The 14,482-nt window shown below is 47.1% G+C and carries 12 protein-coding genes; 11 read left to right on the top strand and 1 reads right to left on the bottom strand.

Annotation, left to right across the window (positions count from 1 at the left end; genetic code table 11):
- Positions 1 to 238: 238 nt before the first annotated feature.
- From OU793_RS05820 to OU793_RS05770, 11 genes are all read left to right on the top strand, one after another.
- Positions 239 to 1,783, top strand: coding sequence for a sigma-54 dependent transcriptional regulator (locus OU793_RS05820; RefSeq protein WP_005455006.1), 1,545 nt, complete (start codon positions 239 to 241; stop codon positions 1,781 to 1,783).
- Positions 1,758 to 2,828, top strand: a complete 1,071-nt coding sequence (locus OU793_RS05815) for a glycosyltransferase family 4 protein (protein WP_047733617.1) — start codon at positions 1,758 to 1,760, stop codon at positions 2,826 to 2,828. Before OU793_RS05820 ends, OU793_RS05815 begins: the two co-directional genes overlap by 26 nt.
- A gap of 150 nt (positions 2,829 to 2,978) precedes the next feature.
- Positions 2,979 to 4,163 (top strand): glycosyltransferase, encoded by a 1,185-nt coding sequence (locus OU793_RS05810; RefSeq protein ID WP_025524677.1) that lies wholly within the window; start codon positions 2,979 to 2,981, stop codon positions 4,161 to 4,163.
- Between the two features lie 10 nt (positions 4,164 to 4,173).
- Complete coding sequence (locus OU793_RS05805; RefSeq protein WP_024699474.1) at positions 4,174 to 5,346, top strand: glycosyltransferase family 4 protein; 1,173 nt, start codon at positions 4,174 to 4,176, stop codon at positions 5,344 to 5,346.
- The gene (locus tag OU793_RS05800) at positions 5,339 to 6,769 is read left to right on the top strand and encodes a lipopolysaccharide biosynthesis protein (protein WP_065767966.1); all 1,431 of its coding nucleotides are present in this window, start codon (positions 5,339 to 5,341) and stop codon (positions 6,767 to 6,769) included. The genes OU793_RS05805 and OU793_RS05800 overlap by 8 nt, the downstream gene beginning before the upstream one ends.
- Complete coding sequence (locus tag OU793_RS05795; protein WP_021486645.1) at positions 6,766 to 8,130, top strand: O-antigen ligase family protein; 1,365 nt, start codon at positions 6,766 to 6,768, stop codon at positions 8,128 to 8,130. Before OU793_RS05800 ends, OU793_RS05795 begins: the two co-directional genes overlap by 4 nt.
- Positions 8,131 to 8,245: 115 nt before the next feature.
- Positions 8,246 to 9,370, top strand: a complete 1,125-nt coding sequence (locus OU793_RS05790; RefSeq protein WP_140103160.1) for a glycosyltransferase — start codon at positions 8,246 to 8,248, stop codon at positions 9,368 to 9,370.
- On the top strand, positions 9,367 to 10,800 hold the full coding sequence (locus OU793_RS05785; RefSeq protein WP_069537024.1) for a chain-length determining protein: 1,434 nt from the start codon (positions 9,367 to 9,369) through the stop codon (positions 10,798 to 10,800). The genes OU793_RS05790 and OU793_RS05785 overlap by 4 nt, the downstream gene beginning before the upstream one ends.
- Before the next feature lie 235 nt (positions 10,801 to 11,035).
- Positions 11,036 to 12,154, top strand: a complete 1,119-nt coding sequence (locus tag OU793_RS05780; protein ID WP_025508291.1) for a glycosyltransferase — start codon at positions 11,036 to 11,038, stop codon at positions 12,152 to 12,154.
- A complete protein-coding gene (locus OU793_RS05775; protein ID WP_180793855.1) occupies positions 12,147 to 13,340 on the top strand; it encodes a glycosyltransferase family 2 protein in 1,194 nt (397 codons plus the stop codon). Before OU793_RS05780 ends, OU793_RS05775 begins: the two co-directional genes overlap by 8 nt.
- Positions 13,341 to 13,350: 10 nt before the next feature.
- A complete protein-coding gene (locus OU793_RS05770) occupies positions 13,351 to 13,989 on the top strand; it encodes a sugar transferase (protein ID WP_005495117.1) in 639 nt (212 codons plus the stop codon).
- Between the two features lie 18 nt (positions 13,990 to 14,007).
- Here OU793_RS05770 and OU793_RS05765 read toward each other — a convergent pair whose 3' ends face one another.
- On the bottom strand, positions 14,008 to 14,397 hold the full coding sequence (locus OU793_RS05765) for an AAA family ATPase (protein ID WP_053815628.1): 390 nt from the start codon (positions 14,395 to 14,397) through the stop codon (positions 14,008 to 14,010).
- Between the last annotated feature and the right edge of the window lie 85 nt (positions 14,398 to 14,482).

Raw genomic sequence — 14,482 nt, 5'->3', positions numbered from 1 at the left:
CGCACTTATTCAAGTGCGATTTGGTCTTCATCTTTTAAAATCCATACCGTGCTTAATCAATTAAAAAGTAAAGAATTTTCGCAATATCCCTGCCCTGTGCTAATACTTAACTATAACTTTTCTCAAATTGAGAATCTTCTAGCGACTTGAGGATGCTTATCTATTTTTTCTTTCTCATTAATCTCCAAGTGAGCTGGCAGAATCATAACAATGAATCAGATTAAGTTGGGATAGGACTATGAGACCAAGGGTGTTACTGGTAGAAGACTCTACCTCATTAGCCATACTTTATAAGCAATATGTGAAAGATGAGCCTTACGACATTTTCCATGTCGAGACAGGTCGTGATGCCATTCAATTCATTGAACGCAGCAAGCCTCAACTGATCATTTTGGATTTAAAACTTCCAGACATGTCGGGTGAAGACGTGTTGGATTGGATCAATCAAAATGATATTCCCACTTCGGTCATCATCGCCACCGCACACGGCAGCGTCGACTTAGCTGTAAACTTGATACAAAAAGGCGCTGAAGACTTCTTAGAAAAACCCATCAATGCCGACCGTCTTAAAACCTCTGTGGCACTGCATCTAAAGCGAGCCAAATTGGAAGACTTGGTAGAAAACATTCAGTCTACCTTCGATCGCCACAACTATCATGGCTTCATTGGCTCAAGCCTACCGATGCAAGCGGTATACAAAACGATAGATGCCGTCGCACCAACCTCGGCCAGCGTCTTTATCGTCGGTGAAAGTGGCACGGGTAAAGAAGTGTGCGCCGAAGCCGTTCATCGCCAAAGTGATCGCAGAGACAAACCTTTCATCGCCATAAACTGTGGTGCGATACCACGAGATTTGATGGAAAGTGAGATTTTCGGTCACGTTAAAGGGGCGTTTACTGGCGCAACCACAGACAGAAAAGGCGCAGCAACATTGGCCCACGGTGGGACGCTATTTCTCGACGAGCTGTGTGAAATGGAACTGGAAATGCAGAAAAAGCTACTGCGCTTTTTACAAACGGGCACTTACACCCCACTTGGCGGCACGAAAGAGATGAAAGTCGATGTACGTATCATTTGCGCCACCAACCGAGATCCACTTACAGAAGTGGAAGAAGGACGCTTCCGCGAAGACTTGTATTACCGTGTTCACGTTGTGCCGATTGATATGCCACCTTTGAGAGAAAGAGGAAGTGACATCGTCACGTTAGCCAAGCATTTTCTCACGACTTACGCCAAAGAGGACAAGAAGAAATTCTCTAACATTGATACCGAAGCGCAGCACGTGATCAAACATTACGAATGGCCTGGCAACGTAAGGCAGCTACAAAACATCATTCGTAATATCGTGGTACTCAACAATGATGAAAAAGTCACGGTGGCTCACCTACCCGCTCAGTTAACTCAAAAGAAAACGCAGGCAAGAACCGTAACCCCTGTGCACGTCGAATCATCAAGCCCGAGCAACAATCTCAACGGACATAATGCTCCAGCGATGCAAACACCACCCATTGAACCAGTGCAACCTGTTCAAGAGGCGCCTGCGCAACAAACACAGCCTACTGTCGGCGTTGAAACACCGAGTCATTCCTTATCGCCGTACTTTAATGCAGACGGAAGTATCCGACCAATGTGGCAAGTCGAACGTGAAGCGATTCAAAACGCGATCGCTTATTGTGATGGTAACGTGCTCAATGCCGCGGTGATGCTGGAGCTAAGCCCTTCAACGGTCTATCGTAAAAAACAAGCGTGGGAAGCGGATGAAGTTAATCTCGAACAATCCTGATTTACCCATTGTGGGCGAAGTTTGGATTTTTGTTGATAGCCGCATTTTTGGCGGCATCGAAAGCCACATATTAGAGCTGGCAAAAGGCATTCTCGCGTTTGGACACTCAGTGCGTATTGTGTTGCCAACGGAGTACACACCTCAAGCGCACCTTGTAGAGAAAGCGCAAGCGGCAAACATTCCCACCAGCTATTTACCACAAATATCTGGCGTTCCGTTGAATACAATTGCGATCAAGCACCTCACCAGTGCTGTCGCGCATCACCAACCGAGTGTACTGCACACTCACGGCTACAAGGCGAGCTTACTGGCTCGCACCGCCAAACTGCTCACTCGCACTTTTCCGCGTTTGGTTTCAACTTATCATGCCGGTGAGTCGTCATCTGGCAAACTGTGGCTTTACGACGGGTTGGACAGATGCTCAGGCTATCTCTCCGATCACTGCTTTGCAGTAAGCAAAAGTATTCAAGATAAAGTGCTCTGCCCCTCGCAACTGCTCAACAACTTTGTCGCGCTACCAAGCATGAACAGCCACTATCAAGAGATCTCGTTTGTTGGTCGCTTAAGCCATGAAAAAGGCGCAGATCAATTTATCGAGTTAGCGAAAGCCTGCCCCGATTATCGCTTCTCTATCTATGGCGATGGGCCTGAGCGACAAACCTTAGAGACAACCGCACCAGCGAATGTCATTTTTCATGGTCATCAAACCGATATGAACGCGGTATGGGAAAATATCAGCGTATTGATCATCTCTTCTCGCTTCGAAGGACTACCCATGGCGGCACTTGAGGCAATGGCACGCGGCATTGTGGTGATCAGTCTAAAGGTCGGACGTTTACCCGACATCATTCAAACAGGCAACAATGGCTTTATTGCCGATGATGTCCCCGCTCTCGCGCTCAATCTGCAATACTGGATGGCGATGGAGAAAAGCCAACAAGAACGAATCCGTAAAAACGCACGCCAAACGATCGTAGAGCAGTTCTCAACAGAGAGCGTTATTCCCGTATTGCTAACGCAATATCAAATTGAGATGGATAACTAACCCATATTGGTTCTCAAATTGAGAATTTGTCTCGCTGCCTCTTTGTTTTCATTTCCTCATCTATACATTTCAATCACTTAAACCAATAGCATATTTTGGCATCTCGGTTGCAGTAGTCGAATTAGATTAACGATAAGACCGAGGTGACTTATGACTACTCCAAAACGCATTCTTTACGTTCATTATGGTGATAACTGGATTCGCGGCAGTGAAGTGGTACTACTCGATCTTATCTTGGGTATCGACCGAGACAAGTTCGAGCCAATTGTCTGGTCGAACTGCCAACCTCTGATTGAGAAATGCCAAGATCTTGGTATCAAAGCAGAGCACTCTACGTTCAATCTCGTCGGTGGCTGGTGTGCACCTCGTTGGGACATCACGGGTTGGAATAACCTAATCAAACAAGGTTCAGCGCTCATCGAGAAGCACAATATCGACCTCGTTCATGTCAACAGCGGTGGCCCTTGCCAATGGATGTCCTTAGCCGCGCGCATGAATCATGTACCTCTAGTCACGCAATTGCATTGTCACTACACGTTGCGCGATCGTTTTTCGCTTGGCTTGCACCTTTCGCCAAAATTGATCTGTGTGAGCAAAGATGTAGGCCGTGAAATTCTGCGCGATGGTTATCCAGAAGAGCAACTGCACGTAGTGCACAACGGCGTCTCTTTGGATGACTCTGAAGCGCCTATCGACATCAAAGCGCGCTTGGGGATTCCTGCTAATGCATTCACCTTCCTTTCGGTTGGTTCGCTGATCAAACGCAAAGGGTTTGACCGCCTCATTCATGCTATGCGAATGCACAACTACCATCAAACCAATCCACATCTCGTGATTGTCGGCGACGGTGAAGAGCGCGAAAACTTGAAGCAATTAGTTACCGTTCTTGGTATGCAAGACCGCGTGCACTTCGTCGGAGAACAGACCAATGCAGGCGCTTGGATGTCGGGCAATGCTGACGCTTTCATTAGCGGCGCATACGAAGAGGCTTTTGGTCTAGTCGTAGGAGAAGCGGCATTAGCAAAACTGCCAATCGTAGCACCTAAAACTGGCGGTATTCCCGAATTGTTCGAGCACAACCATAGCGCCCTTCTTTATCCAAACCAGGGCATGGCTGGACTGCTGAATGCGATTCAATTGGTCATGCAAGATGCCGACTTGCGAGAAAAACTGGCTGAAAATGCCTACCTACATGCTAGCCAAAACTTGACCACGACCGCTTCCGTCAAAGCGATTGAAACAATTTATGAAACCGAGCTGGAAAACAAAACTGTTGTACCGATGCCAATGGCGCAGTGCATGAAACCCATTTCCCGCTGGTTGAGCATCAACTGAGGAACAGATCATGAAACGTGTATTGATGTTCGATGCGATTCCAATGCAAGGCGGCTCAAAAATCGCCAATGCAGAGCTACTCAAACAGTGCAATAAGCTCAACGTTGTTGGTTATTTGGTGACAACAAAGCCCGAGCATTGGACGCCACTTTTGGAAGACACGCCGCGTATTCAGATTCTCAACATAAAAGCAGCGCCATTTTGCTCCACTCACGGTCTCATCTATTGGTTGATGAACGCGTTTTATCTAATTCAACTGCTCAAGGTGTGCATGAAGCTGCCAAAAATCGATTGGTATCTGGGGCTGTCTTGCCCGAGTAATGACATGCCTTTGTACTTGATGAGACTGTTCAGCCGCAAACCGGTGGTACAAATGATTCACGGACCTGTTGGCGTCGCAAGATCATCCGGCTACTGCTTAGTAAAAGCCAGCGCTATCTACTATCTGTCAAACACTCGCGAATCCTTGATTAACGCATTGCAAGCCTATTTGAAAACACCAAAACCTGCGACGGAAAGATATTGGAGCACATTGAACGCCTCCACATTTGTGAACGGCCTTTCTCGCGAACGCTGGCCGAAACAAGCTAACCCAATCTCCAATCGCGTGTTTTGGGCAGCGAGTTTGTTGAAATGGAAAAACGTGGATTTACTGCTGGATGCCCTAACGTTAGAAAACACCACCACCATTCAATCTACCATTTGTTACATCAAACCGAATGTACCAGGCGTTGAATATTCCACTCCGGATTTTAATACCAAAGGGGTCGATTGGTATGAATCTCCAAACAACCTCAACGAATTGCGTGCACAGTGTGGTGTTTTTGTTTCCACCAGCGTGAACGAACCTTTCGGGCTTTCCATTTTAGAAGCACTGGCGTCCGGTATGTGTGTGGTTATCCCTCACGATGATAGCTATTGGGATCGCGTATTGACTCATGGAAAGAACTGCATCAAATACACACCGAATAATGCGGCTTCTCTGCACAACGCGATTCGTCTGCTTAATGAGTCACCGTGGATGAAGGTCACAATGGGACTTGAAGCCTTAAATGTCGCACAGCTATACAGCGCGGAACGCTGCTACATGCCAATCGCTCAATATTTATGTTCAGAGCATGCGCCAACCAGTCATCACAATGCCAAAGCGCGAAACAACGTCAAAGGATATGACCATGTCTAAAGCAATGACCAACATGTCACTTTTCGCGATTGCGTTAGTGATCAACAAAAGCATCAGCTTACTCATGTTGCCTGTGCTCCCACACTTTTTAACGCCAGAGCAAATGGGCAAACTCGAGCTACTGACCACTTTTGGCGTAGTGACAACCTTGTTGGTCAGCTTTGCTTTGCACGAAGCACTCTATCGTTTTGTCGGCGTGGAGAAAGACGCACAAAAAAGAACCGTTTCTCTCAACCAACTTTATTCATTGTCGGTGCTGATCGCCGGCACGGTGGCTGCGATTCTCCTGTTACTGATTGCGTTGCTCCCTATTCCTGAACCTTTTACGCGCATCGAATTTGCTGTTGTCACGCTTGCCATTGTTTTGGAGGGCAGCATTGCGATTGGCACGGCTTGGCTGCGCACTCAAGATGACAAAGCCAAAACGCTGCTTCAAGTGATGGTGACGACTACTCTACTGCAAGTCACGTTTATCGTCGCGGCGCTTGCGCTGCACCCGCATGTCATCTCGGTGCTGATTGGCGGTCTTATCGCTGCGGTCATGCAATTTGTTTGGTTGCACATCATCAACCGTTACACCCTCGCTCTGCCTCAGATTGCCTTAGCCAAGCAGTATTTGAATTACTGCCTACCAGTAATGCTGTCTGCGCTTGTCGCGTTTTGTTTGAATGGTGCCGAACGCTGGTTCATCGGTGCAAATGCTTCGTTGGCGACGTTAGGCATTTATGCGATTGCGGTTAAGTTCGCAGTGGGTATGTGTATTTTGGTGCAGCCATTTGGCATGTGGTGGATGCCACGACGCTTTGCATACCTCGAAAATGGTCGAGATAATGAAGCCGTGCGTGTTTCCCATTTAGGGATGATTTATGTTTCTGCGCTCAGCGTGGTTGTAGCGACACTAGCAATGGTCATGATCACGAACTTCTTGCCAGAGACCTACCATGAAGCGGTACTTTACACTCTGTTCTTGCTACCGATTGCGATGCTCAAGGAATGGAGCGAATTGTTAAACATCGCCATTCTTTTCAAACGCAGAACCCGATGGTTGCTTGGTATTAATGTGGTTTCTGCCTTCGTTGCGATTGGGTTGCTATTTGGGTTGTCTTCTCTCGGTATTTTTGGCGTGTTCATTGCGTTGTACTACGCGCAGCTTTGTAAACTCGGCTTAACTTACGCGGTTGGCCAACAGTGTATGACTCTACCATTCCATTTGAGTTTGATGGTTTTACTGCAAATTATCTCAGGTGTGGCACTGTTCCTGCTTCACTCTTCACAATCGATAGGAATCGCCATCGCAATTTGCATTTTGACATGCAGCCTGCTTGCAGGACTCGCCGTTCGTTACGTGAGTAAAGAAACCCGCAGCGCATTAAGTCAGCAATTCATTCGATGGCGCGGACAAGTGAAGAGATATTCGATATGAGCTCAACCGATGTGAGAACAAAACAATCCATTGCAGCGCTGACGATCACCGTCGTGATTGCGCTGCTTTGGATCGTGATGCCTCACCCCATTTTGATTGTGGCAGTGTGCTTTGCACCGTTGGCATTGCTATTCGTCCTCAATCAAACCTTTTGGCTCGTGACACTGTTCGTTATCTTTTCCTTTTTCCGTATTCACGAAGCGTTTCCTGCCATTTACAGTTTTAAAATCCCATTGCTTTTATCCCTTGGCGCGTTAGCTGCGCTAGCTTTTCATCTACTGCTGAGTCGCCAACTTACGGCATTCTGGCACCCTTCACTCAAGTGGCTGTGCATTTTCTGGGGGCTAGTTATCATCGGGATTGTGTTCGCCTCTAGCCGAGATATTGCCATCACGGTATTTAAAAATACGTATTGGAAAATCATTGTGATGACCTTGGCGATCACTTGGCTGATCACCAAACCTCAGCAGCTTGCTCAAATGTCCAAAGCGATCATCGTCGCCGGCATGTTGATTGGGTTAGTCGCGCTTAACAACGCAGCGAACGGCATTGATTTAGTCGAAGGCACTCGCGTGTCGATTGGGCGTTCCATTGGTTCAGTGCTGGGCGACCCTAACGATTTGGCACTCGTGTTGATGTTTCCTCTCGCCTTTACCGTTAGTCAATTGATGGAAAAGCGCTCGCCAACCCTATTACGACTCTTCGCGCTTATCACCTGCTTTATCCTGTTTTTCGCAGTGATACAAACACAAAGCCGTGGCGGTTTGTTGGGGTCGCTCTCCGTGTTTGCTTACTTCGCCTTTAAACACATCAAAAGCAAAACCTTGGTTTTGGTTCTTGGGGCAGTTGCGGCTTTAGCCTTGTATGCTTTTGCTGGGATTTCGGGGCGTGAATCCGGCGGCGCAGCAGAAGATGGTATCGACGCATCAGCGATGGGTCGTTTGTACGCATGGGAAGCGGCTTTCAAAATGGCACTCCACCACCCGTTTACTGGAGTGGGACTGGATAACTTCTACTTCAACTACTACTTCTACAGCCCACATTGGGATGGCATCAACCACGCGGTGCACAGTACATGGTTTGGCGTGTTAGCGGAAACCGGATTTGTCGGGCTAGCGGTATTCATCACGCTGATCGTCTCGTTGATTCGCACCTCTTTAAAATCCATTTCGCTGCTCACACCCGATTCCGATTACGCACTGACTGTTGGCGCAAACGCGGTATTGAGCGGCCTTATCGGCACCATTGTCTCGGGTACGTTTCTTACTCAAGGCTTTACTTGGCCAATCTACATCCTTGCCGCGCTCACCGTGGTGGTCAGTCGTATCGTTCAATCTGATTGTCAAAATGAGAAATCCTAATCCTTTCATTTTGACGACAATACAACCAGCTGTTTTTAAAGGCTAAAATCCTTGGCACGCATTGTGATTACTCCTTCTATCAGAAACCCAATCTTAAGAGCTCAAGGAGAAACACATGACGGATATCGTAGTATTTGGCGAAGACTTCGGCGGCCTACCATCATCAACGCAGCACATCGTTCAGCGACTTGCCACCAACCATCGCATTCTTTGGGTTAATTCCATCGGTTTAAGACAACCAAAACCGACGGGTAAAGACATTCAACGTTTAGTGAGCAAGATTTCCCGCGTTATCAGCAATACTGGCTCAGATAAGCCAAGCATGCATTGTGATGCGGTAGACAACATTTTCACGTTAAATTTGCTGACAATACCGGCTCCCCACTCTGCTTTCTCAAGAAAAGTGGCAGCGAAGATGATGCAGCACCAACTAGAAAAACACTTAAAAGCGTTGAACTTCGACAACCCACTGTTTTGGACATCCCTACCAACCGCCGCTGACGTGTGTAATGCCATGAAAAAACGCGGGCTAATTTACTATTGTGGAGATGATTTTGGCGCGTTAGCGGGCGTTGATCATCAAACCGTTTTGGAGCATGAACGCACACTGGTTGATAACGCCGATTTTATTCTTGCTGCAAGCGACAAGCTGGCCGCTCGATTTCCGGATAATAAAACCACAACGCTGCCACACGGGGTCGATTTCAGTCTATTTTCAACGCCTGCAGAAAAGGCAAGCGACTTGCCGAACAATGGCCGTAAAATATTGGGTTTTTATGGCAGTTTGTCTGACTGGCTGGACTATCGTTTGATCGATCAAGTCGCCCAACACGCACCGGATTGGGATTTGGTTTTTATTGGGCCGAATGAGTTTGCCCACAATCCATTACCACAGCGAGACAACGTTCATTACTTGGGGCCTCGCGCGCATCATTTATTGCCAAGCTATTCACAACACTGGGACGCAAGTTGGCTACCGTTTGTCGACAACGCACAAATCAAAGCGTGTAACCCGCTCAAACTTTTGGAGTATTTGGCAACGGGCACGCCCGTGATTAGCACGCCATTTCCGGCTCTGATGCCTTACAAACACATGTTACACATCGTCGCCGACGTCGAAGACGTGTGTGCCAGCCTAAGTCACCTGCTGCCACCACCAAACGGCTCTACATCTTATGTCCAACAACAAAGCTGGGAAGCAAGAGCAGACCAAGTTGAGAAATTAGTGAGGGCACTATGAGCGATTTACGAGAAAACATCAGCGTATTACTGCATGGCGCGTGGCGACGTCGCTATATGATTGTCATTCCGATGCTTGTGCTACCTATCCTTGGTTTTGGCGTAAGCAAGCTCGTTCCAACAACGTACGTCGCACACACCAGCATGTTGATTCAAGAAACGGCAAAGATGAATCCGTTTCTGCAAGATATTGCCGTATCAACCATGCTTAAAGACCGTTTGAGTGCGTTGAGTACTTTGCTGAAAAGCCGTCACGTGCTCTACTCTGTCGCAAAAGAGCAAGGGCTGATTGACGATGACATGGGCGCGAAAGAACAAGAATTCATCATCAAAGATCTTGCTTCGCGCTTGTCTGTTCAACAACTGGGTAAAGACTTTATCCAAATTCAGCTAAGAAGCGGTAAAGCACAAGGAATGGAGTCAATGTTAACGTCGGTGAGTAACCGATTTGTTGAGCAACTGTTGGCACCGGAACGCTCGTCGATTAAGGATTCCAGTCATTTTTTGACCATCCATATCAATAAGCGAAGAGAAGAACTCGACAAAGCCGAGCACGCTTTTGCCGAGTATAAAAACACCTACTCACACGCAACACCAGAAATGCAAGCCCAAAGCTTGACCCGCCTAGCCAGCTTAAAGCAAACCTTGGCGGAGAAAGAAGCCGAGCTTGCCGGTGTGACTCGCAGTTTGGGGAGCTTGGACCAACAGCTTTCCAAAACCAATCCCGTCATCGGTAAGATTGAAGAACAAATTATCGAGATCCGAAGCGAGCTTACTCTGCTCCGCGCCAAATACACCGAAGCGCACAGCCTAGTACAAGGAAAATTGCGCGAATTAAAACGCTTAGAGCAAGAACGCACAGTTCTGCTCAGTTCAAAACAGCCAGAGCTGAACAGTAACCAATTGTGGGACATTGCGAGTAACGCCACCGTAAGTAGTTTTGGGGAAGCGCAGCCATTGCTTGTGTCTCAACTTCATCAACTGCAAATTATGCGTAGCCGTTTTGAATCACTCACCGAAGAAACCGTCAGTTTGCAAAAGATGATTCAAGAGTTAGAAAGCAATGCCCATCGCTTTGGTAGCACCGCGACAGAAATCAACCGTTTAGCACGTGATGTCGCCGTAAAACGTGAAATGTACGACGACCTCGTCGAGCGTTACGAAATGGCGCAATTGACAGGCTCGCTTGGTGTGTTTGAAGAAAACAAACGCGTGAAGATCATTGATGCGCCATTCACTCCGACAATTCCGTCTAATCTACCAAGCATTGTATTTATCATTCTAGGGTTTCTCGGTGGTGCCGGCCTTGGCGTTGGTCTAGCCACCATACTTGAACTGGCAGATAACTCGGTGCGCTCTCGCCGAGCATTAGAAAAACACTTGGGCGTTCCGGTGATCACCACCTTGCCTAAAGTGACGTTCGCCAGTTAACTCTCCTAATCACCATGACGATAAAGCACTCGTTGACCCGAGTGCTTTTTCTTTGCTACGCAACGTTAACGTACCGCATGGTTTTGTCTTCTCATTAATATGAATCTCAAATTGAGAATGTTGATTTTCAGATTTGACATTCAGGCCTAACTGGTTGTTTTTATTTTAAATAAATAATGGCACGTAGCGTGCAATACGTTGTTCAGAGTAGATACACACTACTGAGGGCGTAAAGATGGAACGCAGAGAAAATAAAAACACCAAACGGAATCATAAAAAAGTGGTGTTGCATGTGGTGCAACACTTGGCACCGGGTGGATTAGAAACGCTAGTGCTGGATATGCTTCGCTTCGCAGAACCTCGTCACGATGTGTTTGTGGTGAGCTTAGAAGGCGCCAAATCGCAATCCTTAGCGAAATGGGCTAAGTTGACCGAATACAAAAGCCAGCTTCATTTTCTCAATAAACAGCCGGGGTTCAGCGTTAAAACCTTAGGCACACTTACGGCGATGATCAAAGGCATGAAGCCAGATGTTGTACACACACATCATATTGGTCCTTTGCTTTACGGTGGCATTGCCTCACGTTTGGCTGGCGTTCCTGTCATCATTCACACCGAACATGATGCCTGGCATTTGAACAATAAAAAAGCTGCGCGCTTACAGTCTGTGCTGCTAAAAACCGTTCGACCACATGTGGTTGCCGATGCGCACTTTGTTGCGGACCAAATCACAACCAAACTCAACTATCGCGATGTGTGCACCATTCACAACGGTATTGATTGTCAAAAGTTTCAGTGCGGTGATCGCCAAGCTAAAAGAAATCACTTTGGACTACCTGAGGATAAAACCGTAATTGGCGTAGCAGGCCGATTAGAAACCGTGAAAGGACATAAAGTGCTGATAGAGGCCTTCTCTCACCTTGAATCTCATACCCACCTTGCGATTGCAGGTGACGGTAGCCAACGCGAGCAACTTGAACATTTGGTACGCACACTCAAACTTGAGCAACGCGTCACCTTTCTCGGTTTAGTCGACGACATGCCAAGCTTCTACCAAAGCTTAGACTTGTTTTGTTTACCGTCTCTGCAAGAAGGGTTTCCGCTTTCAACACTCGAAGCGCAAGCGTGTGACATCCCTTGCGTCGCGACGGATGTTGGCGGCGTGAAAGAAACACTGTGCCCGAAAAGCAGCGCTTTGGTAGAACCTAACCGCGTATTTTCACTCGCGGAGGCTCTATCTAAACAATTGGATTCAAACATCCATTCGCCTCGAGCTTACATTCTTCAACATTTCGATATTCGTGACATGGTTGGTCGCTACACTCGTTTGGCTAAGGAGTCGACTTATGAATGATCTCATTTGGATTGCTGGTTTTGGTTTGTCTGCGTTTTTGATCATCTACCATCATGTGGGTTATCCGTTACTACTGAAATGGCTGCCACTCAAACCAAAATCTAACGACGAAGGCGAACACTTTGCAGAGCGTCATTACAAAGCCTCGGCCAGTGATAACAAACTTCCTTCAGTGACCATCATCATCCCCGCTTACAACGAAGAGCAGTGGATTGCTGAGAAAATTCGCAACTTGGCGAGTTTGGACTACCCAAGGGATAAGCTGAAAGTGGTAATCGCGTGTGATGGTTGTACCGATAAAACCGCGGAAATCGCACAAGATACCATTCAAGAAGCGATTTGCTCTGATACTCTGTTTATTGTAAACGACCACCCTATCAATCGTGGCAAAGTCGCGTTGATTAATGAAGAGATGAAACACGTCACGTCCGACATCACGGCGCTGAGTGATACGTCTGCGCTAGTTTCTTGCGACTCTATTCTTTTGGCGAGCCAGCATTATCAAAATGAGAAAGTGGGCGTCGTTAACGCGACATACCAAATTATGCGTACAAACAATCAAGGCGAAGCCGCTTACTGGCAGTACCAGTCTCGCGTTAAACACCAAGAATCCCTGCTGGGTTCAACCATTGGTTCTCACGGCGCGTTTTACACGTTCAGGACTAAGCTGTTTGAACCACTCGAAGCTGGCACCATCAATGACGATTTCATTCTCCCTATGAGAATCGTTTTGCGAGGCTTCACTTCGGTTTACGAACCTAAGATGCTCGCGCTCGAACTGGAACAAAGCTCAGACGACGCAGACTTCAAGCGCCGCCTACGAATCTCAGCCGGAAACATGCAGCAGCTGATGCAATTGAAAAAATTGTTGCTGCCTCGCTATCGTGGCACCGCCTTTGCATTTCTATCAGGAAAGGTTCTGCGTTTAGCAACGCCGTATTTGATGATTGTGTGCTTAGTGTGCTCATTGTTACTTGCTCAACATCCGGTGTTTCTATTGTTGCTGTTGGCGCAGGTTGGCATTTACGGCATTGCGTTAATGACTTATCTGATACCAGCCCTTAACACAGTGAAACCTTTCAAACTGATTAGCTATATCGTCATTGGCCATATCGCAAACTTTGTCGGCGGTATGAAGTACCTACTAGGCATGGAAAACGGGCGTTGGAAACGCGTCAACCAATAAGGAAAGCATCATGAAAAACTCACGTTACGACTCAAATGTATGCCACGCGAAAAGAACGTTTGATGTACTGGTTGCGCTGTTGATTCTGCTAGTAACCGCACCACTGTTTCCGTTCATTGCTCTTGCCATCAAGGTCAGCTCAAAAGGCCCAGTAATTTATCGTCAACTGCGTGTTGGTCGCTGCACACCCGAGAAGATGGATCTGTTTCAAATCATGAAGTTTCGCACGATGTACATCGATGCAGAACAACGCTCAGGTGCGGTTTGGGCAACCGAAAATGATCCACGCATTACCCCGGTCGGCCGATTTTTACGTAAGACTCGTCTCGATGAGTTACCGCAGCTATTCAATGTATTGAAAGGTGAAATGTCTATGATTGGCCCTCGCCCTGAGCGACCTGCCTTTTATCAAAAGTTGGAAGATGAAATTCCATATTTTGTAGAGCGTACATACGGCGTACTGCCAGGTATTACAGGCTTGGCGCAAGTAAACCAAGGTTACGATGCTTGCATTGAAGACGTGAGAAGAAAAGTTGGTTTTGACCACAGCTATGCACTAAGCCTCGGCTCGTTTTACTCGTGGATCACGATGGATCTTTCTATCATGAGCAAAACGCTTATCGTAATGATTGATGGACGCGGCCAGTAATGCTTCGAGTCTATTTTATTACTCTTGCCACTGGCGACGCATCTTCTCGATTGTCGCTGGTGGCACATTATGAATGCTCTGATATTCGCCCGAGCACACCTTCACTTCCACCTCGATAGATTTCTTTCGGCAGTAATCTAAATACCGCTTCATTTCCCAATGTTTTACAAAGGTATTACTTACAATCACGATTTTCCCTTTGTTCAACCATTTTCGCGTTTGTTCAAAACACCATTCGTGCGCTTGCGGAAGCAAAGACGGATTGAAGTGGTACTCGCCTTTCTCATTCTCAAAATACATGTCGGCTTCGAAATGCTTCGCATCGAAATCTTTCACCAATTGTTTCGCCAAGGTTGTTTTTCCTGAGCCGGGAAGACCACGAATGAGAATAAGTTTAGCAAGCGACATAATGCAGTTGAGTGATGAAAAAGAAGCCCAAACTGTAACGGAATTTCTTAAAAAGAAAAGCAGAAATAAAAATGCCGAGCAAATG

Source organism: Vibrio sp. VP6 (assembly GCF_028823755.1).
Taxonomy (GTDB): Bacteria; Pseudomonadota; Gammaproteobacteria; order Enterobacterales; family Vibrionaceae; genus Vibrio; species Vibrio parahaemolyticus.
This window is presented reverse-complemented; position numbering and strand designations above follow the sequence as displayed.